Source organism: Acidimicrobiales bacterium, from assembly GCA_025455885.1.
Taxonomy (GTDB): Bacteria; Actinomycetota; Acidimicrobiia; order Acidimicrobiales; family Acidimicrobilacustridaceae; genus Rhabdothermincola_A.
In genome coordinates this window covers 277774-303396 of sequence record JALOLR010000001.1, presented here as the reverse complement: position 1 = coordinate 303396, position 25623 = coordinate 277774, and the positions used below count along the sequence as shown (strand labels likewise).

General features: G+C 73.1%; 23 protein-coding genes. All 23 read right to left on the bottom strand.

Features of this window, described 5'->3' with window-relative positions; all coding sequences use genetic code 11:
* Position 1 precedes the first annotated feature (1 nt).
* Positions 2–1033, bottom strand: a complete 1032-nt coding sequence (locus tag MUE36_01450) for a 3-dehydroquinate synthase (protein ID MCU0309593.1) — start codon at positions 1031–1033, stop codon at positions 2–4.
* Positions 1030–1566, bottom strand: coding sequence for a shikimate kinase (locus MUE36_01445; protein MCU0309592.1), 537 nt, complete (start codon positions 1564–1566; stop codon positions 1030–1032). Before MUE36_01445 ends, MUE36_01450 begins: the two co-directional genes overlap by 4 nt.
* Entirely contained in the window at positions 1563–2828 is a 1266-nt protein-coding gene (gene aroC, locus MUE36_01440; protein ID MCU0309591.1) for a chorismate synthase, read from the bottom strand. The genes MUE36_01445 and aroC overlap by 4 nt, the downstream gene beginning before the upstream one ends.
* 63 nt (positions 2829–2891) lie before the next feature.
* A complete protein-coding gene (locus MUE36_01435) occupies positions 2892–3578 on the bottom strand; it encodes an A24 family peptidase (protein MCU0309590.1) in 687 nt (228 codons plus the stop codon).
* An 82-nt stretch (positions 3579–3660) separates the two neighbouring features.
* Complete coding sequence (locus MUE36_01430; GenBank protein MCU0309589.1) at positions 3661–4623, bottom strand: DUF4388 domain-containing protein; 963 nt, start codon at positions 4621–4623, stop codon at positions 3661–3663.
* Between the two features lie 104 nt (positions 4624–4727).
* The gene (locus tag MUE36_01425; GenBank protein ID MCU0309588.1) at positions 4728–5618 is read right to left on the bottom strand and encodes a shikimate dehydrogenase; all 891 of its coding nucleotides are present in this window, start codon (positions 5616–5618) and stop codon (positions 4728–4730) included.
* Positions 5615–7054 (bottom strand): endolytic transglycosylase MltG, encoded by a 1440-nt coding sequence (gene mltG, locus MUE36_01420; GenBank protein MCU0309587.1) that lies wholly within the window; start codon positions 7052–7054, stop codon positions 5615–5617. The genes MUE36_01425 and mltG overlap by 4 nt, the downstream gene beginning before the upstream one ends.
* A 21-nt stretch (positions 7055–7075) precedes the next feature.
* Positions 7076–7516 (bottom strand): Holliday junction resolvase RuvX, encoded by a 441-nt coding sequence (gene ruvX, locus MUE36_01415; GenBank protein MCU0309586.1) that lies wholly within the window; start codon positions 7514–7516, stop codon positions 7076–7078.
* Positions 7517–7518: 2 nt separating this feature from the next.
* A complete protein-coding gene (gene alaS, locus MUE36_01410) occupies positions 7519–10086 on the bottom strand; it encodes an alanine--tRNA ligase (GenBank protein MCU0309585.1) in 2568 nt (855 codons plus the stop codon).
* Positions 10087–10223: 137 nt separating this feature from the next.
* Positions 10224–10508, bottom strand: coding sequence for a hypothetical protein (locus MUE36_01405; GenBank protein ID MCU0309584.1), 285 nt, complete (start codon positions 10506–10508; stop codon positions 10224–10226).
* A gap of 13 nt (positions 10509–10521) precedes the next feature.
* The gene (locus tag MUE36_01400) at positions 10522–10995 is read right to left on the bottom strand and encodes a hypothetical protein (protein MCU0309583.1); all 474 of its coding nucleotides are present in this window, start codon (positions 10993–10995) and stop codon (positions 10522–10524) included.
* Complete coding sequence (locus tag MUE36_01395) at positions 10992–12341, bottom strand: replication-associated recombination protein A (protein MCU0309582.1); 1350 nt, start codon at positions 12339–12341, stop codon at positions 10992–10994. The genes MUE36_01400 and MUE36_01395 overlap by 4 nt, the downstream gene beginning before the upstream one ends.
* A gap of 171 nt (positions 12342–12512) precedes the next feature.
* Positions 12513–13658: a rod shape-determining protein RodA gene (rodA, locus tag MUE36_01390; protein MCU0309581.1), complete on the bottom strand. Its 1146-nt coding sequence runs from the start codon at positions 13656–13658 to the stop codon at positions 12513–12515.
* Between the two features lie 6 nt (positions 13659–13664).
* Positions 13665–15665, bottom strand: coding sequence for a penicillin-binding protein 2 (mrdA, locus tag MUE36_01385; GenBank protein MCU0309580.1), 2001 nt, complete (start codon positions 15663–15665; stop codon positions 13665–13667).
* An 84-nt stretch (positions 15666–15749) separates the two neighbouring features.
* Positions 15750–16256: a rod shape-determining protein MreD gene (gene mreD / locus MUE36_01380; GenBank protein ID MCU0309579.1), complete on the bottom strand. Its 507-nt coding sequence runs from the start codon at positions 16254–16256 to the stop codon at positions 15750–15752.
* The gene (locus MUE36_01375) at positions 16253–17080 is read right to left on the bottom strand and encodes a rod shape-determining protein MreC (protein MCU0309578.1); all 828 of its coding nucleotides are present in this window, start codon (positions 17078–17080) and stop codon (positions 16253–16255) included. Before MUE36_01375 ends, mreD begins: the two co-directional genes overlap by 4 nt.
* 14 nt (positions 17081–17094) lie before the next feature.
* On the bottom strand, positions 17095–18141 hold the full coding sequence (locus MUE36_01370) for a rod shape-determining protein (protein MCU0309577.1): 1047 nt from the start codon (positions 18139–18141) through the stop codon (positions 17095–17097).
* A gap of 165 nt (positions 18142–18306) precedes the next feature.
* Positions 18307–18714 carry a nucleoside-diphosphate kinase gene (gene ndk, locus MUE36_01365; GenBank protein MCU0309576.1) on the bottom strand — a complete coding sequence of 136 codons (408 nt, stop codon included), beginning with the start codon at positions 18712–18714 and terminating at the stop codon, positions 18307–18309.
* Between the two features lie 162 nt (positions 18715–18876).
* Entirely contained in the window at positions 18877–20658 is a 1782-nt protein-coding gene (locus MUE36_01360; protein ID MCU0309575.1) for an HNH endonuclease, read from the bottom strand.
* Positions 20659–20828: 170 nt separating this feature from the next.
* A complete protein-coding gene (locus MUE36_01355; protein MCU0309574.1) occupies positions 20829–22130 on the bottom strand; it encodes a Mur ligase family protein in 1302 nt (433 codons plus the stop codon).
* A gap of 15 nt (positions 22131–22145) precedes the next feature.
* Positions 22146–23417, bottom strand: coding sequence for an ATP-dependent Clp protease ATP-binding subunit ClpX (clpX, locus tag MUE36_01350; GenBank protein ID MCU0309573.1), 1272 nt, complete (start codon positions 23415–23417; stop codon positions 22146–22148).
* Between the two features lie 40 nt (positions 23418–23457).
* Complete coding sequence (locus MUE36_01345) at positions 23458–24078, bottom strand: ATP-dependent Clp protease proteolytic subunit (protein MCU0309572.1); 621 nt, start codon at positions 24076–24078, stop codon at positions 23458–23460.
* 47 nt (positions 24079–24125) lie between these two features.
* Positions 24126–25601 carry a trigger factor gene (tig, locus tag MUE36_01340; protein ID MCU0309571.1) on the bottom strand — a complete coding sequence of 492 codons (1476 nt, stop codon included), beginning with the start codon at positions 25599–25601 and terminating at the stop codon, positions 24126–24128.
* Between the last annotated feature and the right edge of the window lie 22 nt (positions 25602–25623).

Sequence of the window (25623 nt, the reverse complement as noted above, 5' to 3'; positions counted from 1 at the left end):
GTCACCAGCTCCCGATCTCGGGGTCGTCGGGCCGGCGCACGGCGTCGATGGACGCGGCGATGGCGTGGGCGTCGACGCCGGTGACCGGCTCGACCCCGTCGGGGCCGTCGAGGACGAAAGTGAGCCCGGTGAGGGCCTTCTTGTCGCGGCCCATGAGCTCGACGAGCTCGGGCGTGAGTAGGCCGGGCGGCAGGGTGGACGGCAGCTCGTAGGCGGCGACGACCCGACGGTGCTCGGCGACGCGGGTGGCGTCGATGCGCCCGAGACGGTGGGCGAGCTCGGCGGCGAACACCAGGCCCACCGCCACCGCCTCGCCGTGGCGCAGGTCGTGGCGTCCGGCGATCTCGATGGCGTGGCCGAGGGTGTGGCCGTAGTTGAGCGTGGCCCGGCGGCCCCCCTCGCGCTCGTCGTCGGCGACCACCGCCGCCTTGATGGCCACGCACGCCGCCACGCGCTCGTCGAGGGGCAGGGCGTCGAGGTGGCCGCCGCCGAGGAAGTGGTACTTGGCCAGCTCGCCGAGGCCGCTGCGGTATTCGCGCTCGGGCAGCGTGGCGAGGGTCTCGGTGTCGCACAGGACGGCGGCGGGCTGCCAGTAGGCACCGACGAGGTTCTTGCCCTCGGGCAGGTTGACGCCGGTCTTGCCGCCGATGGCGGCGTCGATCTGACCGAGGAGGGTGGTGGCGACGTGGATCACGGGCACCCCCCGGTGGTAGCTGGCGGCCGCGAAGCCGGCGGTGTCGGTGACCAGCCCGCCGCCGACGGCCACGACGGCGTCGGCCCGGGTGAGCCCCCAGCGGGCCCACTGCCGGCACAGGTCCTCGACGGTGGCCATCGTCTTGGCCCCTTCGCCGTCGGGGATCTCGAAGCGGCGGTGCTCGACGCCGGGGTCGACGTCGACGCCGATCCCCGGCTGGGTGACGACCGCCACCCGCCCGACGCCGTCGGGGAGGCGGCCGGCGAGCTCGTGGCGGGCGCCGGGGCCGACGACGACGTCGTAGGACCGGTCGCGCAGCTCGACGGGGACGACGATCACGACCGGGCCCCTTCGGCGGCCCGGCGCCCGACGAGCACGACGATCTCGTCGACGACGGAGTCAACCGGTCGGGTGGCGTCGACGGTGAGGTCGGCGACCTCGGCGTAGAGGTCGTCGCGCCCCTCGGCGAGGCGGGTGAGCGTGGCGGCGGGGTCCTCGGCGACGGCCGGGCGGTGGGTCGAGCCGGCGACCCGGCCGACGAGCACGTCGACGGGGGCTCGCAGCCACACGACGGTGCCGGCCCGCCGCAGCAGGTCGCGGTTGGCGGGCGCGAGAACAGTCCCGCCCGCGGCGGCGATGACCGCCGGGGTCTCGGCGGCGACGCACTCGACGAGCACCTCGGTCTCGAGGGAGCGGAACGCCGCCTCGCCGTCGGCGGCGAAGATCTGGGCGACGGTCCGGCCGGTGCGGGCCTCGACGAGCTCGTCGGAGTCGAGCAGCGGCCGGTCGAGCACCTCCGCGAGGCGCCGACCCACGGTGGTCTTGCCGACGCCCATCATCCCGACGAGGACGACGTGGTGGGCGGCGCTCACGATCGGCTGCCGGTCGGATCCGGTTCGGCGAAGGCCTGCTCGGCGTCCCAGTTGAGCGGCGGGGCGTCGTCGCCATCGTCGGGCGCGACGGCCGACAGGGCCTGGTCGCGGAGCTGGGCGACGTAGCCCCGGTGGTTGCGGACCATCTCGCCGAGGGAGTCGCCCCCGAACTTGCGCAGCGCCTCGCCGGCGAGCACCAGGGCGGTCATCGCCTCGGCGACCACGCCCATGGCGGGCACGGCGGTCACGTCGGTGCGCTCCTTGAACGAGACGGTCGACTCCTTGGTGGCGGTGTCGACCGTGGCGAGCACCGGGCGGTTGAGCGTGGCGAGGGGCTTCATGGCGACGTGGGCCACGAGGACCTCACCGGTCGACATGCCCCCTTCGATGCCACCGGCGCGCGCCGAGGCCCGTCGGTAGGTCGCCGTGTCGGCGTCCCAGGCGATGGCGTCGTGGGCGGCGCTGCCCCGGCGGCCGGCCACGTCGAAGCCGTCGCCGACCTCCACGCCCTTGACGGCCTGGATGCTCATCAGCGCCTGGGCCAGCAGGCCGTCGAGCTTGCGGTCCCAGTGGACGTGGCTGCCCAGTCCGACCGGCACCCCGTGGGCGACGACCTCGACCACCCCGCCGAGGGAGTCGCCCTCCTTGGCGGCCGCCTTGATCTCGGCGATGATCGCCGCCTCGGCGTCGGGGTCGGCGCAGCGCACCTCGCTGGCGTCGACGGCCTGGAGGGCGCCGGGCGCGGGCCGGTGGGCGGGATCGGCCCGCACGGCGCCCATCTGCACGACGTGGGAGCCGATCTCGACCCCGAGATGGGCGAGCAGCGCCTTGGCGAGGGCCCCGGCGGCGACCCGCGCCGCGGTCTCACGGGCCGAGGCCCGCTCGAGCACGTTGCGGGCGTCGTCGAAGTCGTACTTCTGCATGCCGGTGAGGTCGGCGTGGCCGGGGCGGGGGGTGGTGAGCCGGCGGGTGGTGCGACCCGGGGCCGGGGACATCTCCTCGGTCCACTTGCGCTCCCACTCGCTGTTGGCGATCTCGATGGCGACCGGGGAGCCGAGGGTGAGCCCGTGGCGCACCCCGGCGAGGATGACGACCTCGTCGGCCTCGAAGCGCATGCGCGGCCCACGGCCGTAGCCGAGGCGACGGCGGGCGAGCTCGGCGCCGATGTCCTCGACCGTGATCGCCAGCCCGGACGGGAGTCCCTCGACGATGACGACGAGGGCCCGTCCGTGGGACTCTCCGGCGGTCAGGAAGCGCAGCATTGCAGTGAATCTACCGGGCGGGGCCCGTCGGCCACGGTGAGGGTTCCGGCCCGTCGGGGCCGCTCACCCGACGAGCCGGGTGCTGAGCATCACCGCGGCGACGGTCCCGAGGGCGAGGAACGGCCCGAACGGGAAGGGCCGGCTGCGCCGGCGGGTGACGAGGAGGGCGACGCCGAGGACGGTGCCGGTGAGGAAGCCGATGAGCATCGCCCAGAGCACCAGGGCCATCGCCTCGACGTAGTCGCCGCCGAGCCAGCCGACGTAGAGACCCATGAGTGCGGCGAGCTTGACGTCCCCGAAGCCCATCCCCCGTGGCGAGATGAGGTGGGCCACGAACAGGAAGCCGAAGTAGAGCGCCCCGCCGGCCAGGGCGAAGCGGATGCGCTCGGGCTCGTCGGCGACGATCGACACGACGGCCACGAGGGGGATCGACACCGCCAGGGTGGGCAGCACGATCCGGTCGGGGAGCCGGTAGGTCTCGATGTCGATGACGGTGAGGGCGGTGAGGGCGCCGAACAGGAGGAGGAAGGCCGCCAGCTCACCGACCGGGGCGTCGTCGAAACGCAGCGCGGCCAGGACGAAGAGCACCGCCACGAGGACGTGGACGGCGAGGTCGCGTCGTGACGGGCGGACGGGCTTGACCGGGTCGAAGAGGGCGAGCCGGTCGGGCACCCGCTCGACCAGCACCGCCGCGAACCAGCCCGCCGGGAGCGCCAGCACGGCACAGACGACGACCCGGGCGACGTTCACAGGGGGCGACCGTAGCGGTCGTCCGCTCCCCCGCCGGGAATGGCCCCGTGGGCGGGGCCGGCCGGCGGGAGGGAGGCGCTGATCAGGCCTCGGTCTCCCCGAGGAAGCGCAGGAGCAGGTCGTGGTCGATGCTGTCGTCGCTGGAGGCGACCTCGGCGAGGGCCGCTTCGCGCTCCTCCACCGTCTCGGCGCGGGCGGCGGCGGCCACGGCCTGGGCGGCCTTGGGGCTGAGGCTGGCGAGGTGACGGGCGAACTCGGCGGCGCTGGTGTCGTCGTCGAAGAGCTCGCTGTCGGGGGCGAGGTCCAGGAGGACGGCGCTCTCGACGGCCTCGGTGTCGTGGGCCACGTCGCCGTTGTCCGACGGCGCCGACTCGACGAACGACTCGGTCTCGTCGAACCAGCTCGACGGGGGGGTGCCGGCGTCGGGCTCGGCCGGCTCGGCCACGGGGGCGCTCACGGAGAGCGTCACGTCACGGGCTCCGAGGGGGGCGTCCGCGGTGATCTCCACCACGCCGAGGTCGTGGAGGTCGCGGACGACGCGGCCGGCCTGGAGCTCGGAGGCGGCCAGCGCGGTGCGCAGCGCCGCCACGGGCACACCGGAGCCGACCAGGGCGAGGAGCTGCCAGCGGTCGGCGTCGATCACGACCTCGGGGCCGGGGATCTGGGCGGCGAGGGAGACCCAGGCGTCCTCGGAGGGGACGACGCGGCAGATCTCGGTCCACTCGGCGGCGATGTTCTCGGCGCTGCCGAGCAGCGGCTCCACCTCCCACGGGGTGCCGGAGTGGTCGCGGGCGCTCTCGTCGGTGGCGAACACGAAGTCGCCTTCTGCGAAGCGCAGGAGCTCGAACATGGCCTCGTCGGCGGGATGCTCGTCGAAGGCGCCGTCGTCACCGAGGGCCAGGCCGTTGACCTGCCCGTCGACGACGAGCACCTCGCCCCGGCCGCGGTCGCCGTCGAGGGTCAGGCGACCGGTCTTGTTGGTCGAACCCAAGAGCCGCAGGACGTCGGGGAGTGCGAACGTGTCGATCGTGCCCTGAAGTGCCACTGTTCCTCCTACGCGTGGTCCGGGCCGCCCGAACCACCTCGGATGAGAGCATCGGCACGCAGCCGACGGAAGTCGAGTCTTTTTCGGCGAGTGGCCCGAACGACCTATGTGGGAGCGGGGCCGTCGGGTGGGTCGTCGGCGGCACCGACGGCGGCCTCCACGACACCGGTCATCACGTCGAGCGGGGCGTCGACGCCGGTCCAGAGCTCGAAGGCGAGCGCCGCCTGGTGGACGAGCATGCCGAGCCCGTTGACCGCCGTGACCCCCCGGTCGCGGGCGCCCGCGACGAGGGGCGTGACGAGGGGTCGGTAGACCAGGTCGGCGACGACCTGGCCCGGACGGAGGTGGTCGAGGTCGAACGGCACGTCGGCGGCGGCGGGCTCCCCCATCCCGACGGGGGTGGCGTTGACCACGAGGTCGGCGGCGGCGAGGCGGGCCCCGGCGGCGGCGGGGGCGACCACGACACCGCGGTCGCCGGCCAGCGCCGCCGCGGCGGCGGCCCGGTCGGGGGTGCGGTTGACGACCGCCACCTCGGCGGCGTCGGCACGGGCGAGGGCGAGCACGACCGCTCGGGCGGCGCCGCCGGCGCCGAGCACCACGCACCGTGCGCCGTGGGGTGCGTAGCCCACCTCGGCGTCGAGGGCGGCGAGGAGCCCGGGACCGTCGGTGTTGTGCCCGACGAGTGCGCCCCGCCGGTTGACGACGCAGTTGACGGCGCCGAGGCGGCGGGCGTCGTCGGTGAGCTCGTCGGCCGCTGCCGCGGCGGCCTCCTTGTGGGGCATGGTGACGGAGAGCCCCGCGATGCCGAGGGCCCGGACCCCGGCGAAGGCGTCGGCCACCGCGCCGGGCTCGACGTCGAGGGCGACGTAGACCCAGTCGAGGCCGGCCGCCGCGAAGGCGGCGTTGTGCAGCGCCGGCGACAGCGAGTGGGCGACGGGGTGGCCGATCACGGCGGCGACCCGGGTGGCGCCCCCGGGTGAGCCACGGTGGGTCACAGCAGGCCCTTCTCCCTGGCGTCGGCGACGGCCCGGTTGAACTCGTCGAAGTCCTCGGTGAAGAAGTGCGCACCGTTCTCGTCGGCGAGGACGTAGTAGAGCCAGTCGCCCTCGGCGGGGTCGAGCGCGGCCTCGATGGACGCCTGCCCCGGCGAGTTGATGGGGGTGGGCGGCAGCCCGCTCTTCAGCCGTGTGTTGTACGGCGAGTCGGTGCGCAGCGCCGACTCGGTGAGCGGAGCGAGGCGGTCGCCGATGGCGAACAGCACGGTGGCGTCGATGTCGAGGCGCATCCCCTCGGCGATCCGGTTGTAGATGACCCTGGCGATCTTGGGGCGGTCCTCGGGGACCCGGGCCTCGGCCTCGACCATGGAGGCGACGATGAGCGCCTCGTAGGGCGTGATCTCCCTGCCCCCGGCCACGCCGTCGAGCCGGGCGGTGGCGTCGGGGAGCCCGGTGGTCACCGACACCCGTTCGAAGGCTGCCACCATCTGGTCGAGGAGCATGCGGGGGTCGTTGACGTCGGCCGCGGCGACCTCGTAGGTCGCCGGGAACAGCACGCCGTCGGGGAAGTCCACGTCGGCGGGCATGATCGGGGCGCGGGTGGCGGCGATGGCGGCGTCGAGCGCCCCGGGGTCCATCTCGGGGAACGTGTCGAGGATGCGCTGGCGGGTCTCGACGAGCCAGAGCCCCTCGGGAAACGTGATGTTGACGGTGCGGGGCGGCAGCGGTCCGGCGTCGAGGATGTCGATGACCTCGCCCATCGCCTGGTTCTGGCGGAGGCCCTCGTAGTCACCGGCCTTGAACGGCCCGCCTCCGTTGAAGCGCAGGTACCACTCGAACACGGTGGGGTTGGAGATGACCCCCTTGGTCTCGAGGAGCCGGGCGATGTCGGCGGTGGTGGCGCCGGACGGGACGGTCAGCTCGACGGGGTCACCGGGGTTGCCGGGGTCGATCTGGCCCCGCACCCAGAGACCGACGGCGAGCAGCCCGATGGCCACCACGGCGACGAGGGAGAGGCCGGCCACGAGCCAACGGCTCGGCCCGGTGCCCGTGGCCCTCACCGCCACGTAGTCGTCGTCGGCCGCCTCGTCGTGGAAGGCCTCGGGGTCGGCGCCGGTGTCGACGGTCCAGGCCGGGTCCTCGACCCATTCGCCCGTGGACTCGTCGAAGACCAGCCCGTAGCCGTCGACCCAGCAGCCTCGCTCGGCGTCCCAGACCGGTGTCGGGGTGTCGCCGGGGGCCGCGCCCGGGTCGGGCTCCACCCGCGCCGGGGTGACGGGATCGACCCACTCGCGCCGCACGGGGTCCCACGTCTGGGCCGTGCTGGCCTCGGCGGGGGCATCCACCAGCCCTGTCCGCGGGTCGTCGTCGGGGACACCGGGATCCGACGGGCCGGCGGGGCCGGCGCTCTCGTCGGGTGGGCGTTGGTCGGGCACGGGGCGGTCTCTCGGTGGCGGTCAGTGGGCGTCGGGCGGGCGGGGGGCCGCAGCCCGACCGTCGAGCCACGACTGGAGGATGACGGCGGCGGCGACCTTGTCGACGAGGTGGCGACGGGCCTTGCCCGTGACCCCGCCCTCACGGAGGAGCCGCGTCGCGGTGACGGTGGTCAGGCGCTCATCGTAGGTTTCCACGGGGAGGGGGGTCGCGTCGCGCAGCTCGTCGACCTCGGCGAGCACGGCCGCCGCCGCCGGTCCGACGGTGCCGTCGAGGGCGAGGGGCAGGCCGACGACGAGGGCCTCGACCTCGGCCTCGGCGGCGAGGGCGAGGATGCGGCGGTGGTCAAGGGCGATGTCGCCGCAGCGTTCGACGGTCTCGTAGGGCGTGGCCAGCGTGCCCGCGGAGTCGCTGAGGGCCACGCCGATGCGACGGCTGCCCAGATCGAGGCCGAGGGCCCGCACCCTCAGGCGAGCCCGACGGCGCTGCGGACCATCTGGAGGGCGTCGTCGAGGGCGGAGGGGTCCTTGCCGCCGGCCATGGCCAGCTCGGCGTTCTTGCCGGTGCCGCCCTTCACCGCCCGGGCGGCCTCGGTGATCAGTTCCGAGGCGTGCAGCCCCGAGTCGGCCCGCACGGCGGCGACGATGGCCACCCCGCCTCCGTCGGGGGCGCTCCCGAGGACGACCCCCCGGACGGCGGGGACGTCACGCACCGCGACTGCGAGGTCACGCAGGGCGTCGCGATCGAGCCCGTCGACGCGGGCCACCACGATGCCGTCGACGGCGGCGGCGGCGAGGTCGCCGGCCTGGCCGGAGGCGGCCTGGCGCTCGAGGTCGCGGACCCGGGTCCGCAGGTCCTTGATCTCGGCGACGCGACGCTCGACGGCGTCGACGAGCTCGTCGGTGGCGACGCCGAGCGCCGACGCGGCCGCGGCGATGCGGGCCTCGTCGGCACGCAGGCGGTGCAGGGGGCCGGTGCCCGACACCGCCTCGATGCGACGCAGGTTCGACCCGATCGACGCCTCGCTCACGATCTTCACCGGGCCGATGTCGCCGAGGGCCTTCACGTGCGTGCCGCCGCACAGCTCCACGGAGTGCGGTCCGGCCTCGAGGACCCGCACGATGTCGCCGTACTTGTCGCCGAAGAAGGCCACCGCGCCGATCTGCTCGGCGTACTCCTTGGTGGTCTCGTAGTGACGGGCCGGCGGGTTGGCCAGCACCTCGGCGGCGACGAGGTCCTCGATGGCGGCGATCTCGTCGTCGCTCAGCGGCTCGTAGTGGCTGAAGTCGAACCGGAGCCGGTCGGGCCCCACCTGGGAGCCCTGCTGCTTCACGTGCTCGCCCAGCACCTGGCGCAGCGCCCAGTGCAGGAGGTGGGTGGCGGTGTGGTTGCGGCGGATGGCGTTGCGGCGGTCGACGTCGATGGCGGCGTCGACCTTCTGGCCGGCCTCGACGTCGCCCTCGATCGGCCCGATGCGGTGGCGGACGAGGCCCGGCGCGCCGTACACGGTGTCGAGCACCTCGGCGCGCCCGGTGGGCGAGGTGATCCAGCCGGTGTCGCCGACCTGGCCGCCGGACTCGGCGTAGAAGGGGGTGCGGTCGAGCACGATCGAGTCGTCGGCGACGGCCAGGACGGTGGCCTCGATGCGGTCGTGGTCGCGGCCGACGAACTCGGTGGCGCCCAGCGTGTCGGCCAACTCGGCCCACTCGGCGCCGCCGGCGCCGGCGCCGTCGCGTCGGGCCTCCTTGGCCATGCGGCGCTGCTCGGCCATCGCCGCGTCGAACCCGGGCTGGTCGACGTCGTGGCCCCGCTCGAGGGCGATCTCCCGGGTGAGCTCGAGGGGGAAGCCGTGGGTGTCGTGGAGGAGGAAGGCGACCGAGCCGCCGATCTGGGCTCCGGGGCCGAGCTTGTCGAGCTCGGCGTCGAGCAGGGCGGTGCCCGAGCGCAGCGTGGACCGGAAGCGCTCCTCCTCCCGGGTGACGACGTTGCGGACGAAGTCGTGGTGGGTGACGAGGTCGGGGTAGGCCTCCCCCATGACCGCCACGGTGGTGTCGACGAGGTCGGGGGTCACGAGGTCGGCGACGTCGAGGAGGTAGGCCTCGCGGACGGCGCGGCGGATGATGCGGCGCAGCACGTAGCCGCGGCCCTCGTTGGACGGGAACACGCCGTCGCTGACGAGGAACGACATGGTGCGGGCGTGCTCGGCGAGGATCCGCAGCGAGACGTCGGAGCGGTCCGAGACGCCGAGGCGCCGCCCGGTGACGCGCTGGGCGGTGTCGACGAGCGGGGCGAGCACGTCGGTCTCGAAGACCGAGTCGACGCCCTGGAGGACCCCGAGGATGCGCTCGAGCCCGGCGCCGGTGTCGATGTTCTTGCGGGGCAGCTCGGTGTCGACCCCGTCGACGTTGCGGCTGTACTGCATGAACACGAGGTTCCAGATCTCGAGGAAGCGCTCGTCGCCGCCGTGGGCGGGGCCGCCGTCGGCGCCGTAGGCGGCGCCTTTGTCGACGAAGATCTCCGAGCACGGCCCGCACGGACCGGGGGGCCCGCCCGGGGGGCCCCACCAGTTGTCGGCGTCGAGGCGCTGGATGCGGTCGGGGGCCACCCCGACCGCATCGCGCCAGATCTCGTGGGCCTCGTCGTCGGTGAGGTGGACGGTGACCCAGAGGCGGTCGGGGTCGAGGCCGAACAGCTCGGTGACCATCTCCCAGGCCATGGGGATGGCCTCGGCCTTGAAGTAGTCGCCGAAGCTGAAGTTGCCGAGCATCTCGAAGAAGCTGAGGTGACGGGCGTCGCGGCCCACCTCCTCGAGGTCGGAGTCCTTCCCGCCGGCCCGGACGCACTTCTGGACGGTGGTGGCGCGGGGGTAGGGGGCGACCTCCTCGCCGAGGAAGTACGGCTTGAACGGGACCATGCCGGCCACGGTGAACATGAGGTCGGGGTCGTGGGGGATGAGGCTCGCCGACGGCACCACGGTGTGACCGCGCTCGGCGAAGAAGCCCTGGAAGGCCCGGCGCAGCTCGTTGGCGGTCATGGGGTTCATGGTGCGGGCAGCCTAACGAGTGCCCTCCCGTCCCCCGACTGTTCGCACGGAGGGGCAGGGGGCGAGCGAGCCGGGGTCAGCGGCAGGGGTGACGGGGTCCCGGGCCCGGCCGGGAGCCCGGCGCGGGGTCAGAGGCCGGCGCGGTCGAGCTCGGCGCGCAGGATGCGTTCGGCGCGGCGACGGTCGTCGCCGGCGGTGGCGGCCCGGGCCCGCCACTCGTCGACGGTCTCGGCGGCCCGACCGGCGAGGGCCCCGGCCTCGGTCGCCGCGGCTTCGGCGGCGCGGCTGGCGGCGTCGTGGACCGAGACGGGGACGTGGCGTCGGGCCAGCTCGCGGGCGCGGAGGTAGCCGACGACGGTGCCACCGGCCCCGACGGCCGCGCCGATGGTGAACCAGGTGACCCGCTTGAACATCGCCGCGCCCCGGTCAGCCCGCTCGTCGCCGGCGGCGCCCGCCGGTGGGACGAGGGTTGCGGCGGCCCGGGGCCGGCGGGAGCTCGGCCACCGGGGCGGACAGGGCGTCGGATCCGCCGGGCCCGGCGGGGGTGGCGTCGCCGGGGGCGCGCTGGAGGCGTCGGGCCATCCGGTCGGTGGCCACCGACACCGAGGCCAGCTTCACGAGCGGGTTGCGCAGCACCATCCACGAGAGCTTCGAGGTGGCGTCGACGCGGGCCGAGACCTCCTCGGCGGTGTCGAGCAGGGCGTCGACCCGGGCCAGCTCGACGTTGGCGGTGTCGACGGTGGCGCGCAGCTCGGCGATGGCGGGGAGCGTCTCCCGGCGCAGGTCCTCGACGGTCTCGCGCAGCGAGCGCAGCGTGGCGATGAGGGCCTGGACGGCCATGGCGACCACCACGAGCCCGACGATGGCGACGACGATCACCACGACCGACACGGTGGTCACGTCCCCTCTCCCCCCTCGGCGGCTCGGTGCTGCTCCATGCGTTGGCGGACCCGTTCCTCGCCGCCGTGCGGCGACGGCTCGTAGTAGACCCGCCCGGCCAGCTCGGCGGGGCGGTACTGCTGGTCGACCCATCCCTCGGGCGCGTCATGAGGGTACTCGTAGCCCTCGCCGTGGCCGAGGCTCTTCGCACCCTTGTAGTGGCCGTCGCGCAGGTGCGTCGGCACCTCGCCGCCGGCCCGCTCGCGCACGTCCTCGCGGGCCCGGCCGAGGGCGACGGTGACCCGGTTGGACTTGGGGGCGACGGCGAGGTGGACGGTGGCGTGGGCCAGGTTGAGCTGCGCCTCGGGCAGGCCGACGAACTCGACGGCCCGGGCGGCGGCGTCGGCCACGACGAGGCTGAGCGAGTCGGCCAGGCCGATGTCCTCGCTGGCCAGGATGACCAGGCGACGGGCGATGAAGCGGGCGTCCTCGCCGGCCTCGAGCATCCGGGCCAGCCAGTAGAGGGCGGCGTCGGGGTCCGAGCCGCGGATGCTCTTGATGAACGCCGAGACGACGTCGTAGTGGTCGTCGCGCCCGTAGCGCAGGGCCTTGGTGCCGAGGGCGGCCTCGACGTCTCGGACCGACACCCGCACGGTCTCGTCGACGATGCGACCGCCGGCGTCGCGGGCCGCGTCGGGGTGCTCGTGGGCGAGGGCGACGGCGACCTCGAGGCTGGTGAGGGCGTGGCGGCCGTCGCCGCCAGCGCGGTCGACGAGCAGGGCCAGGGCGTCGTCGTCGATGGCGGCACCCTCCTCGGCGAGGCCCCGCCCGACGAGCGCCTCGACGGCGTCGGTGGAGAGCGGCTCGAGGTGGAACAGGGTCGAGCGGCTGAGCAGCGGTGGGTTGACCTCGAAGAACGGGTTCTCGGTGGTGGCGCCGATGAGGACCAGGAGCCCGGATTCGACGGAGGGCAGCAGGGCGTCCTGTTGGGCCTTGTTGAAGCGGTGGACCTCGTCGAGGAACAGGATCGTGCCCTGGCCGCGTTGGCCGAGCCGCTCCCGGGCGCCCGCGGCGACCTCGCGCACGTCCTTCACCGACGCGGTGACGGCGGAGAGCTGCTCGAAGGCCTTGGCGGTGGTGCGGGCGATGAGCTGGGCGATGGTGGTCTTGCCGGTGCCCGGTGGGCCCCACAGGATGACCGACGAGAGACGGTCGGCCTCGATGAGCGCCCGGAGCGGCTTGCCGGGACCGAGGAGGTGCTCCTGGCCGACGACCTCGTCGAGCGTGGTCGGTCGGAGCCGGGCGGCCAGCGGCGCCTGGCGTGTGAGGCGGTCCTCGGCGGCGGCGGCGAACAGGTCCTCGGGCACGACGCCGAGCCTTGCACGACCCCGGCCCCGACGCCGCCCCGTCCCGGCGCCGCCCCGACCCCGCCCTACCCCCGCCCCGACCCCGCCCTCCCCCCTCCCCCACACCCGAACTGTCGAGTCCTCAGCTCGCCAGGACGATCCCGGGACGCAACAGTTCCGAGGTGAAGGGGGTCAGCGGAAGCGGCGCATGTGGACGTTGAGGACCAGGCCGAGGCCGGCGAAGGCCACGACGGTGCTCGAGCCGCCCGAGGAGAGCAACAGCAGCGGGATGCCGGTCACCGGCATGATGCCCATCGCCATCCCGACGTTCTGGAACACCGAGAACACGAACATCGCCAGCACCCCGATGCAGACCAGGGTGCCGAAGGTGTCGCGGGCGATCTGGGCGGTGCGCCAGATCCGGTAGCAGAGCACGCCGTAGAGGACGAGCACCGAGGCCGCGCCCACGAACCCGAACTGCTCGGCGACGGCGGTGAAGATGAAGTCGGTCTGCTGCTCGGGCACGAAGCCGAGGCGGGTCTGGGGCCCCTCGAACAGGCCGTGGCCGGTGACCTCGCCGCTGGCGATGGCCTGTTGGCTCTGGTCGATGTTGTAGCGGGCGTCGTTGGAGCGGTCCTCGGGGTTCACGAACGCGGTGAGCCGGTCGCGCTGGTACTCCTTCAGGACCGGCGAGTTGAGCGCCCCGATGACGCCGATGACCCCGACGACGGTGAGCACGACGATGTAACGACCGGGGAGCCCGCCGACCAGGAGGACGGCGAGGGTGATGGCGGTGAGGGTGAGCACCTGGCCGAGGTCGGGCTGGAGCATGATCAGCGCCATCGGCAGGGCGGCCACGCCGAGCAGGGCGAGCAGGCGGCGCAAGCCGATCTCCCCGCGGAACTCCGAGAGCAGGAAGGCCAGCGCCCCGATGAGGGAGAGCTTGGCGAACTCGGCGGGTTGGAGCTGGAACGGGCCGAGGCTGAACCACGCCTGGGCGCCCTTGGACCGGGTGCCGAGCGGCGAGACGACGGCGACGAGCATCAGCGTGGTGAGCCCGTAGAAGACCCACGCCCAGTCGTGGAGCTTGCGGTAGTCGACGATGGCGAAGACGCCCATGGCCACCAGCCCGGCGGCCACGAAGGCGCCCTGACGGAGCAGGAACGTGTTGACGTAGTCGGGTCCGGGCCCACGGGTGGCGCTCCAGACGGCGACGACGCCGATGAGGCCGAGGACCACCGCGCAGACGACGATCACGGGGTCGAGGTGCTTGAACGGCGCGGTGGGGTCGCGGCGGCTGCGGTCGGAGGCCCGACGGGAGACCGAGGAGGGCAGCACGGTGGCTCAGTCCCCGCCGAACCGGGTGCTGAGGTCGCCGCCGGTGAGGTCCTGGCCGGCGACGAGCTCGAAGATCTGGCGGGTGACGACGCCGCTGCCCTCGCCGCCGAAGCCGGTCTCCTCCATCACCGCGCCGATGGCCCACTGGGGGTCGAAGGCCGGTCCGAAGGCGGCGAACAGCGAGGTGTCGGCCTTGAACTTCTGCTGGCCGTTCTCGTAGAACTCGACCTGGGCGGTGCCGGTCTTGCCGACGACCGGGAAGGCCCGCTGGTCGAAGCCGGCGAACGTGCCGACGGCGGTGCCGCCCGAGGCGGTGGTGACGCCGGCGAGGCCGTCGAAGAGGATCTGGACGACCTCGGGCGAGGTGTCGACGGTGCGCAGCACGACCGGTTCGATGGCCCGCACGACGGTGGGCTCGGGGGTGGTGGCGGGGTCCCAGCCGGCCTGCAGCACCCGCCAGACGACGTGGGGTTGGTAGAGCGTGCCGCCGTTGCCGAGGGCGGCGTAGGCGTTGGCGAGCTGGAGCGGGGTGACGACGACGACGTTCTGGCCGATGGCGAGCTGGACGTTGTCGCCGGTGAACCACTCGCCGTAGGGGTAGGCGTCGGGGTACCGCTCGTTGAGGGCCTTCTTGTCCTCCGGGGTGAGGACGTAGCCGCTGGACTCGCCGGGGAGGTCGATGCCGGTGGGCGAGCCGAAGCCCCAGCGCGCGGCGGTGTCCTGGATGGCGGTGGTCCCGTCCATCCGGGCGCCGAGGCTGTAGAAGAAGGTGTCGACGGACACGGTCAGGGCCCGGGTGACGTTGACGCTGCCGTAGCGGCTGCCGCCGGCGTTGGTGAACTGCTGGCCGCCGACCTCGAACACGCCGGTGTCGTTGTAGTAGTCGCCGGGGCGCAGGACGCCGTTGGTGAGGGCGGCGTCGGCGGTGACGAGCTTGAAGGTGGAGCCGGGTGAGTACTGCCCGGAGATCGACCGGTCGACGAGGGCGCTGACGCCGCCGACGTCGGTGAGCTGGGAGTAACGCTGCTGGCTGATGCCGTTCACGAACTCCGAGGGGTCGTAGGTCGGGTAGGTGGCGAGGGCCCGCACCGAGCCGCTGCGGGGGTCGACCACGGCGGCCGACCCGGCCGGGGCGTTGCGGGGCAGGTCGGCGCCGCGCTGGGTCTTGCCGCGGAAGAAGGCCAGGCGGTCGGCGAGGGCCTGCTCGGCGCGCTGTTGGACGTCCATGTCGACGTTGAGCTGGATGTCGCTGCCCGGCCGGGGCGGTTGGTAGCTGACGGTGCGGATGGGCCGGTTGTTGGCGTCGACCTCGATGACCTCGAGACCGGGGGTGCCGCGCAGGTCGTCCTCGTAGACGGCCTCGACGCCGGCGAGACCGATGTTGGAGTTGGGCTGGTAGGTCTTCTCGACGCCGGTCTCGGGATCGACCCCGGGCGTGGCGGTCTCGAGGTCCTCGGCGCTGATGCGTCCCACGTAGCCGACGATGTTGGCCGCCGACGCCCCGTACGGATACGTGCGCACCGACTCGCGCTCAACGGCGACCGCGGGGTAGTCGTCGGCCCGTTCGGAGAGGTAGACGAGCAGCTCCTCGGGGATGTCGATGGCCACCGGGACCGGCTGGATCTGGTCGTACTGCTGATCCTGGAGGCGCCGCTCGATGGCCTCGATCTTGGTGGGCACCCCGAAGCGGGTGAGGGTCTCGGCGAGGCGGGCCACGAAGGCCTCGCGTCCTCCTTCGTCGGTGAGCTCGGCGAGGTCGCGGCGGTTCACGGTGACGACGAGCGAGGTGCGGTTGTCCACGACGAGGCGCCCCTCCACGTCGAAGATGCGGCCCCGGGGGGCCTCGACGGCGACCTCGCGGTAGCGGTTGGCGGCGGCCTCGACGGTGAGGGTGTCCGAGGCCATGACCTGCAGGTACCAGAGGCGGGCGAAGAGCGCGACGAAGCAGCCGATGACGACGAAGCCGAGCACGCTCATCCGCAGTCGGGGCGAGGTGGTGGTCTCCATCAGGGCTGGGGCCGCTCGGGGGCGGGGGCGGGGCGGGGGGCGAGGGAGGGCACGGGTGAGTTCAAGGTTCGCAGACGACGGCCGTCAGCGGAGCGCGGGACGGAAGGTGTCGGTGTCGGCGTTGGCCCACCGGCACAGCCGCACGGCAGCCGGGCCGAGGACGGCGCCGGAGACGGCGACCACCAGGACGACGGTGAGGAGGTGCCAGGTGAGGAACCCCTCCTGGCCCAACAGTGTGCCGACGAGGGCGAAGAGGACCACCCCGAAGGCGCAGCCGCCGGCGCTGAGGGCGACGACGCGCCAGCGGGCGGCGCGGGGGTCGGCGGCGCGGAGGCGGCCGACGGCGGCGGCGGTGAGCAGGTAGGAGAGGGCGCCGAGGCCCATGGGGGTGGGCAGCATGAGGTCGAGGAGGAGCCCTGCGAAGAAGCCGACCACCGCGCCGCGTTCGGCACCCCCGGCGATGCCCGCGGCCACGGCGAGGACGAGCAGCAGGTCGACGACGGCGTCGGCGATGCGCAGGTTGGAGAACACGGCCCGCTGGAGGACGACGGCGGAACCGAGGAGGACGGCGTAGCGCCACGTGGAGGTCATGAGGGTGGCGTGTAGAGGACGACGCTGGCGAAGGTGAGGTCGAACACGTCGGCGAGCATCGTGATGTCGAGCGTCTTCTCCTGCGCGCCCTCGTCGGTGCGCACCTCGGTGATGGTGCCGATGGGGATGCCGGCCGGGTAGGGGCTCCCGGCCAGGCCGCTCGTGACGAGGAGCTGGCCGGGGGCGACGTCGCGGGCCAGGTCGACGGTGCCGGTGAGCTGGCCGGCGCGGCCGGTGCCGCGGGCGGTGCCGATGATGGGCGTGCCCACCACGTTGAACCCGACCTGCATGTCGCCGTCGGTGAGCAGCTGGACGCGGGAGCGGCTGTCGCTGACCTGGACGACCCGGCCGATGAGGCCCCGCCCGGTGACGACGGGCATGGCCCGGGCGATGCCGACGGAGCTGCCCTTGTCGAGCTCGAGCGTGGTGTCGAAGTTGGACACCGCGCCCGAGACGACCTTGGCCTGGACGGTGGGGATGTCGCCGACGAAGGGGATCCCGACCTGTTCGAGGAGCTGTTGGAGGGACTCCTCGGCGACCGAGCCGCTGGTGAGCCGGCCCTCGAGCTCGTCGACGCGAGCGCGGAGCTGTTCGTTCTCGGCGAGGATCGCGTCGCTGTTGAACGCTGCGTCCCACCGGTCGGTGACGGGGCGGAACACGCTGGAGGCGACGTCGCCGACGGGGGCGAGCACGGAGAGCATCGCCGAGCGGGCCCGGTCGATGGGCTCGAACCCGCGGAAGTCGAGGGTGAGGAGGGTGACGGAGGTGAGCACCAGCAGGGCCAGCGTGAAGCGGCGGCGACCGCTGCGGCGGGGTAGGGCCACGGTGCGCCCTGCTGTCAGTTGATGGTGGTCGAGAACAGCACGCCCTTGAGGGCGTCGAACTCCTCGAGGGACTGGCCCGACCCGATGGCCACCGAGTACAGGGGGTTCGGGGCGATCACGATCGGCATGCCGGTCTCGTGCTCGAGGCGGGCGGAGATGCCGTTGAGCAGCGCGCCGCCGCCGGCGAGGACGATGCCCTGCTCCATGATGTCGGCGGCGAGTTCGGGGGGGGTCTTGTCGAGGGTGACCTTCACGGCGTCGACGATCGAGCTGACCGGCTCCTCGAGGGCTTCGCGGATCTCCTCGGTGGTGGTGACGATCGTCTTGGGCAGGCCGGTGACGAGGTCGCGGCCACGGATCTCGGCGTGCAGCTCGGTCTCGAGGGGCCAGGCCGACCCGAGGGCGATCTTCACCTCCTCGGCGGTGCGCTCGCCGAGGGCGAGGCTGTACTCCTTCTTGATGTAGTTGATGATCGCGTCGTCGAGTTCGTCGCCGCCGGTGCGCACCGACTGGGAGGTGACCACGCCGCCGAGGGAGATGACCGCCACCTCGGTGGTGCCGCCGCCGATGTCGACGATCATGTTGCCGGTGGGCTCCTGGACGGGGAGCCCGGCGCCGATGGCGGCGGCCATGGGCTCTTCGATGATGTAGGCGGGCTTGCGGGCGCCGGCGAACTCGGCGGCCTCCTGCACGGCGCGCTGCTCGACCGGGGTGATGCCCGACGGCACGCAGATGACCATGCGGGGCTTGGACCACTTGCGCTGATGGACCTTCTGGATGAAGTAGCGCAGCATCTTCTCGCAGATGTCGAAGTCGGCGATGACGCCGTCCTTCAGCGGTCGGATGGCCTGGATGTGGGCCGGGGTCCGGCCGATCATGCGCTTGGCCTCGGTGCCCACGGCGACGGGCCGGCCGTCCTTGGCGTTGACGGCGACGACCGAGGGCTCGTTGAGGACGATGCCCTCGCCGCGGACGTAGATCAAGGTGTTGGCCGTGCCGAGATCGACGGCCATGTCGCGCCCGACCACGTTGGACAGCGAGGAGCGAAGTTGTCCGGCCATGTGGGACCTTCCGGTGGCGCCGCGGCGAGAAGTCAGTTCAGGGTAGGCGACGGCGCCGCCCGGCGTCAGCCGTGGCATGCGTTCCGCCCGCGGGCGCAGGGTACCGCTTCGTAATCGAACTGCAACAAATTCCCGCCTCGGCCGAGATCCGGATCAGCGCCCTGATCAGAGTCCGGGGAAGAACAGCTCGATCTCGCGGGCGGCGGACTCGGGGCCGTCGGAGCCGTGGATGAGGTTCTCGGTGAAGAGGATGCCGAGGTCGCCGCGGATGGTGCCGGGGGCGGCGTCACGGGGGTTGGTGGCGCCCATCATCGTGCGCACGACCTTCCAGGTGTCCTCCGGGCCCTCCACCACGAGGACCATGGCGGGGCCCCGGGTGATGAAGGCCACGAGGTCGGCGTAGAACGGCTTGCCGTCGTGCTCGGCGTAGTGCCGGCCGGCGGTCTCGACGTCGATGGTGCGCAGCTCGGCGGCGACGATGGTGAGGGTGCGCCGCTCGAGCCGGGAGATGATCTCGCCGACGAGGCCGCGTTCGACGGCGTCGGGCTTGCAGATGACGAGGGTGCGATCCATAGGGCCGCTCAACCTAGACGCCGCGCCGCGCGGCGTCGAAGTCACGGCCTGGGCCCGAGTGACGCCGCCGCGGCCCGCCCTCGACTCCGTGGTCCGGGTCGAGGTGAAGGTCGAAGCCGCGATCCGGCAAGGCCGGCTGCCCGCCACCGGCCCGGTGCAGAGTCAGCTCGAGTCGTCGAACAACGACGGGGCGGCACGCAGGAGGCCAGGGTCGGTGCCCTCGACGTCGCAATCGGTCTCACAGCCGGGGCCGCACTCGTCGGGGTGGTCGAGGGCGGCGCCGGCCTCGGGGTTGGGTGCCGGGGGCACGAGCGGGGGTGAGAGGGCTCGACGGCCGTCGGCGTCGAGCGGTCCGAGGGTGAAGCCCTGGAAGGTCTTGAGATCGTGGTGGTGCGGGCAGAGCGGCGCGAGCTCGTCGAGGGTGGTGCGCCGGGTGCGGGCCCACGGCTCGACGTGGTCGATCTCGAGATTGGTGGTGCGGGCACAGCCCTGCACGGCGCAACGGTCGCCGTGGATCCACTGGAGAGCGGTGATCTGCTGGGCCAGGGGCCGTCGACCGAGGTGGGCGACGGCGCGGATGTCGACGCCGTCGGCGACGATCGCCGCGGTGAAGGCTCCCTCGGCGATCCACGCCCGCACGGCGGCCACGGGCACGGGGCCCACCCCCGCGACCTCGCAACGCTCCCCCGGGGCGACCTCGCCCCTGCGCAGGGCCGACTCGTCGACCCGAACGAGGATCTTGGTGTCTCGCCACGAACCCGACCGGGTGGTCGGCCTGCGCCCGGGCGGCGGGTCGGGCCCGTCGTCGGGCGGGGCGCCCGGCCCGAGCGGGCCCGCAGGCGACGCGTGCGCCTCGGACGTTGCTGGCGACGCCGGCGGGTGGGACGGCACGGCCGGAGCGGTGCCCGCGGGAGCGGCGAGGCCCCTGGGAGCGAAGCCCGCGGGGTTGGCGGTGGCCGCAGCAGCGGTACCCGCACGGTCGGCAGCGCCCGCGGGGTTGGCGGTGCCCGAAGGGTCGGCGGTGGCCGCAGCAGCGGTACCCGCACGGTCGGCAACGCCCACGGGTTCGGCTCCTACAGGAGCGGCGCCTACGGGAGCGGGAGCACGAGGCGTCGGTGCGGGACCGGTGGGCGCTCCGCCCGGGCCACCCGGGGCAGAGCCGAGGCCGCGGTCGTGGTCGACCAGGGCCATGAGCCCGTCGGCGGTGTAGGCCGCGGCGGGCTCGACCCGGCCCTCGCGCCGGGCCTGGCGGAAGGCACGGTCGGCGCCGCCGGCCAGGGAGGCCACCAGGCGGGCGTGGGCGTCGGGTGGGAGGCGCCACTGGCCGCACCCGGCGCCGGTCTCGTCGTCGATCCAGGTGCGCACCGAACGGTCGCGGTGCAACCGCCGGCGCCGGGCGGCGTCGGTCTCGGTGGAGGCGGCCTGGCGGACCAGGCGGGCGGTGCGCTCGAGGTCGTCGAGCGTCCCGCGCGATGCGGCGTCGAGGAGGGCGCCCTCGGCGGAAGGGTCGGCCGAGGCGGCGCCGGCCACCGCCCGGGCCTGGCGGGGCGACAGCAGCCCGGCCTTGAACCGCTGGGTGGTGGCCTCGAGGCCGTGCAGGGCGTCGGCCGTGCGGAGCACGCCCACGGCGTCGCCGACCTTGGCCCCCGAGCGCCGGGCCAACCACTCGGCGGGGTTCTTGTAGCCCTGGCGGCGCCAGGTGCCGCCATCGGCGACCCGCTTGGCGGCCAGCGCCTTGCCGGCGGCGCCGAGGTTCTCGATGGAGGCGAACACCTCGACGAGCTCGGCCGCGGCCCCGACGGTGACCAGCGCGGGGTCGAACGAGGCGAGCAGGCGCTCGACGACGGCCTGCGCCGCCCTGGCTTCGACCACTCCGGCCGGAGGGCCGGGCGGACCCGACGCGACGGTCGGTGCCGCTGCGGAACTCACATCCACCATCGCCATGTCGGACCTCGTGTCGGCACCGGACCGGGGCGCCCGCCGGAACCGGCGAGGCGTCGATGGGGAAGGACCTCATCCTGCCACATCGAACGCGTGTACGCAACCCCTTTCGAGGAAGATTCGCGAGCAGCCGAGCGACCGGAGCGCGCGGCCCGGCGGCGGCCGCGCGCGGGTCAATCGTCCTGATCCAGCTCGGCGAGGGCGGTGCGGGCGGCGCCGACCAGGTAGAGCGACCCGGCCACCAGCACCACGTCGTCGTCGGTGGAGACGGCCAGGGCCCGGGCGACGGCGGCGGCGGGGTCGGCCACCACCTCGGTGAGCACCGGCAGGCGCCGAGCCACCGCGGCCAGCTCCTCGGCCGGCAGCGCCCGGGGCGAATCCGGCGTGCAGGCGATCAGCAGGTCGGCGCGGCGGGCGTCGAAGGACTCGAGCATCTCCAACGGGTCGCGCCCCTGCAACAGCCCCACCACGAGGACGCGCCGCCCGGGGACGTCGAACTCGGTGGCCAGGGTGTCGGCGGCGGCGAGGGCGCCCTGGGGGTTGTGGGCGCCGTCGAGCAGCACGAGGGGCGAGCGGCGGGCCACCTCGAAGCGCCCCGGCATGGTGAGGCCGGCGAGGGCCTGGCGGGCGACGTCGGCGTCGAGGGCCCGTCCGAAGAACCCCTCGACGGCGGCGACGGCGGCGGCCAGGTTGTCGGCCTGGTGGCGACCGTGGAGGGGGAGGAACAGCTCGGACAGCTCGCCGTGCGGGGTGCGCACGGTGACGAGTCGTCCGCCCACGGCGGGCAGGTCGTCGACGACGTCGAACTCCTCGCCGCGCCGCCACGCCTCGCGGGGCCCTTCGGCGAGGAAGGTGGGCACAAGGTCGGGGGCCGTCTCACCGAGCACGAGCAGCGAGTCGGGCTTGACGATGCCGGCCTTCTCGTCGGCGATGCGGCGGCGCCAGTCGCCCAGCCCGTCGGTGTGGTCCCGGCCGACGTTGGTGACGACGGCGACGTCGGCGTCGACGACGTTGGTGGCGTCGTAGCGCCCGAGGAGGCCGACCTCGACGACGGCGACGTCGACGGCGATCTCCGCGAACCAGGTGAACGCCGCGGCGGTGAGCAGCTCGAAGTAGGAGGGCTCGATGCCGGAGAGGGGTCCGAGGCGGGCCATCTCGGTGACGAGGGCCGCGAAGGCGTCGTCGCCGATGGGCTCACCGTTCCAGGCCAGGCGTTCGTTGACCTTCTGGAGGTGGGGGCTGGTGTAGCTGCCGACGGAGAGGTTGTGCTCGACGAGCAGCGCGCTGATCATGCGGGCGGTGGAGCCCTTGCCGTTGGTGCCGGTGAGGTGGATCGTCGGGTAGGCGGTGTGGGGGTCGCCGAGGACGCCGACGAGGCTGCGCATGGCGTCGAGCGACAGCCCGTGGATCAACCCGGCGGTGGCCTCGTGGTTGATGTGGGTGTCGAGGAAGCGCAGCGCCTCGGGGTAGTCCACGAGGGCGGCGCCGGCTCAGCTGGCGGCGCGTCGGGGCCGGGTGGCGCGGGGGGTGGCGGTGCGCGGGACGAGGGTGGGGTTCACCTTGTCGCGCACGACGTCGCCGTCGACGACGACCTTCTCGACGTCGTCGCGGCTGGGCAGCTCGTACATGACGCCGAGCAGCACCTCTTCGAGGATGGCCCGCAGGCCGCGGGCGCCGGTGCCGCGTAGCAGGGCCTGGTCGGCGACGGCGGCGAGGGCGTCGTCGGTGAACTCGAGCTCGACGTCTTCGAACTCGAAGAACTTGCGGTACTGCTTGATGAGGGCGTTGCGGGGCTCGACGAGGATCTCGACGAGGGCCTCGCGGTCGAGGTTGGACACGGCGCCGATGACGGGCAGGCGGCCGATGAACTCGGGGATGAGGCCGAACTTCAACAGGTCCTCGGGGAGGACGTCGGCGTAGAGGGCACCGAGGTCGCTGTCGTCGCTGCGCAGCTCGGCGGAGAACCCGACGCCCTTCTTGCCGATGCGGCTCTCGATGATCTTGTCGATGCCGGCGAAGGCGCCGCCGCAGATGAACAAGATGTTGGTGGTGTCGATCTGGATGAACTCCTGGTGGGGGTGCTTGCGACCCCCCTGGGGCGGCACCGAGGCGGTGGTGCCCTCCAGGATCTTGAGCAGGGCCTGCTGCACGCCCTCGCCGGACACATCACGGGTGATCGACGGGTTCTCGCTCTTGCGGGCGATCTTGTCGATCTCGTCGATGTAGATGATGCCCGTCTCGGCCTTCTTGACGTCGTAGTCGGCGGCCTGGATGAGCTTGAGGAGGATGTTCTCGACGTCCTCGCCGACGTAGCCGGCCTCGGTGAGGGCGGTGGCGTCGGCGATGGCGAAGGGCACGTTGAGCATGCGGGCCAGCGTCTGGGCGAGGAGGGTCTTCCCGCACCCGGTGGGGCCGAGCAGCATGATGTTCGACTTGGCCAGCTCCACCTCGTCGTGGTGGGCGGCGTCGAACTGCACCCGCTTGTAGTGGTTGTAGACGGCGACGGAGAGGATCTTCTTGGCCGGCTCCTGGCCGACGATGTAGTCGTTCAGGAACTCGAAGATCTCACGGGGCTTGGGCAGCTCGTCGAAGCGCAGGTCGCCGGTCTCGGCGAGCTCCTCCTCGATGATCTCGTTGCACAGGTCGATGCACTCGTCGCAGATGTAGACGCCGGGGCCGGCGATGAGCTTCTTGACCTGTTTCTGGGACTTGCCGCAGAACGAGCACTTGAGCAGCTCGCCCCCGTCTCCGAACTTGGCCACCTGGTTCCCCCGGTCTGCGACGTGTGCGTGTGGTCGGGTGCTACTGGACTGCGGTGATCGGACCGGAGATGTCGGCGAGCTGGCGGGCCGAGATGACCTCGTCGATGATGCCGTACTCCTTGGCTTCCTCCGCCGACATTACAAAGTCGCGGTCGGTGTCGCGGTGGACCTTCTCCTCGGTCTGGCCGGTGTGGGCGGCGAGGATCTCCTCGAGGAGGCTGCGCATGCGCAGGATCTCCTTGGCGGCCAGCTCGATGTCGGTGGCCTGGCCCTGGGCGCCGGCGTAGGGCTGGTGGATGAGGACGCGGGCGTGCGGGAGGGCGAGTCGCTTGCCCTTGGTGCCGGCCGCGAGGAGGACGGCGGCGGCCGATGCGGCCTGGCCGAAGCAGATGGTGGCGATGTCGGGCTTGACGAACGTCATCGTGTCGTAGATGGCGAACAGCGCGGTGATGTCGCCGCCGGGGCTGTTGATGTAGATGCTGATGTCGCGGTCGGGGTTCTCGGACTCGAGGTGGAGCAGCTGGGCGCAGATGAGGTTGGCGACGGTGTCGTCGATGGGGGTGCCCAGGAAGATGATGTTCTCCTTGAGCAGCCGCGAGTAGAGGTCGGCCTGAATGGTCTGGCCGCGGCTGGTCTCGTAGAGGACCGCCGGGTTGGGGATGTAGTTGGAGGCCCGGTGGTCGTTGGCGCCTGCACCGTTGGAGATGGTCACTCGCTGGTCCCTTCCTTGGTCGACGCCTCGGGGGTGTCGGTGTCGTCGGCCGGGTCGTCGCCGGTCGTCGTGTCGTCGCCGACGCTATCGGCGGAGGCCTCGGCACCCTCGGGCCCGGCGTCGGGTTCGGTGTCGGGTTCGGGGCGCTCGACGATCTCGAGCTGGGCGCGGTCGATGGGGTCGCCGTCGTCGCTGACGATGGTGACGGTCTCGACGAGCCAGTCGAGGGCCTTGCGCTTGGCGATGTCGGCGCGCACCGCGGGGCCCTGGCCGTTCTCGTCGATGCGGGCCCGCACCTCGTCGGGGTCGGTGCCGACGCGCTCGGCGACGGCGGCGAACTCGGTGGCGAGGTCGTCGTCGTCGGCCTCGAGGCCCTCGGCGGCGGCGACGGCGCGCAGGGCGAGGTCGACCTTGGCGGCGGTGGTGGCGGTCTCGCGGAGGTCGGCGACGAACTGCTCCTGGTCGGTGCCCGACATCTGGATCCACTGGTCGAGGGTCATGCCCTGGGCTTCGAGGCGCAGGGCCATGTCCTGGAGGCGTTCCTGCATCTCGGCGCCGACGAGCGGGTCGGGCAGCTCGTCGGTGACGAGCTCGGCGAGGGCCTGGCCGATGCCTTCGCGCAGCGCCATGGCGGACTGGGCCCGCTTGACGTCGTTCATGCGGTTGACGAGGTCGTCGCGCCACTCGACGAGGGTCTCGAAGTCGGAGGCCTCGGAGGCGAAGGCGTCGTCGAGGTCGGGCAGGACCTTGGCCTTGACCTCGGCGACGGTGACCGAGAAGTGCAGCGGCTCCTCGGGGGTGTCGTCGGAGTTGTTGGGGTGGTCGGCGTCGAAGCCGAGCTCGGCACCGGCCTCGGCGCCCTCGAGGGCGTCGTCGAGCTCGGGGACGACGCCGCCGGAACCGACCTCGTAGAGGTACGCGGTGGCGACGAGCCCTTCGAGCACCTCGCCGTCCTGGCTGCCCTCGATGTCGATGGTGACGAAGTCGCCGGAGGTGGCGGCCCGCTCGACGACCTCGAGCTCGGCGTACTGGCCGCGGATGCGTTCGATCTGGGCGTCGATCTCGTCGTCCTTCGCCACCGGGGAGGGGATGGTGACGACGAGGCCCCGGTAGCCGGGCACCTCGACGGTGGGGCGGACCTCGACGACGGCGTCGAACACCACCGGGCCGGACTCCTCGCCGGAGGTGACGTCGAACTCGGGGGCGGCGATGACGTCGACCTCGTGGGTGCGCACCGCGGCGAGGTAGTAGTCGGGGAGGGCGTCGTTGAGGGCCTGGACCCGGCCGGCGGTGACGCCGAGGCGGGCTTCGAGGAGCCGGCGGGGGGCCTTGCCGGGGCGGAACCCGGGGATGCGCACCTCCTTGGCGATCTTGCGGAAGGCGGCGTCGACCGCCGTCTCGAACTCGTCCTCGTCGACCTCGATCGAGAGCTTGACCTTGTTGCCCTCGAGGGGCTCGACGGTGGCATTCACAGTCCGGCGAGTGTACCGGGGG

What these genes read in the sequence shown, in the direction of transcription:
- MUE36_01370 (MCU0309577.1), bottom strand. Translation starts at nt 18,141, where the DNA reads ATGGCCGGACAACTTCGCTCCTCGCTGTCCAACGTGGTCGGGCGCGAC.
- mrdA (MCU0309580.1), bottom strand. Translation starts at nt 15,665, where the DNA reads ATGGAGACCACCACCTCGCCCCGACTGCGGATGAGCGTGCTCGGCTTC.
- alaS (MCU0309585.1), bottom strand. Translation starts at nt 10,086, where the DNA reads ATGACCGCCAACGAGCTGCGCCGGGCCTTCCAGGGCTTCTTCGCCGAG.
- MUE36_01360 (MCU0309575.1), bottom strand. Translation starts at nt 20,658, where the DNA reads ATGGCGATGGTGGATGTGAGTTCCGCAGCGGCACCGACCGTCGCGTCG.
- ndk (MCU0309576.1), bottom strand. Translation starts at nt 18,714, where the DNA reads ATGGATCGCACCCTCGTCATCTGCAAGCCCGACGCCGTCGAACGCGGC.
- MUE36_01405 (MCU0309584.1), bottom strand. Translation starts at nt 10,508, where the DNA reads ATGTTCAAGCGGGTCACCTGGTTCACCATCGGCGCGGCCGTCGGGGCC.
- mreD (MCU0309579.1), bottom strand. Translation starts at nt 16,256, where the DNA reads ATGACCTCCACGTGGCGCTACGCCGTCCTCCTCGGTTCCGCCGTCGTC.
- aroC (MCU0309591.1), bottom strand. Translation starts at nt 2,828, where the DNA reads ATGCTGCGCTTCCTGACCGCCGGAGAGTCCCACGGACGGGCCCTCGTC.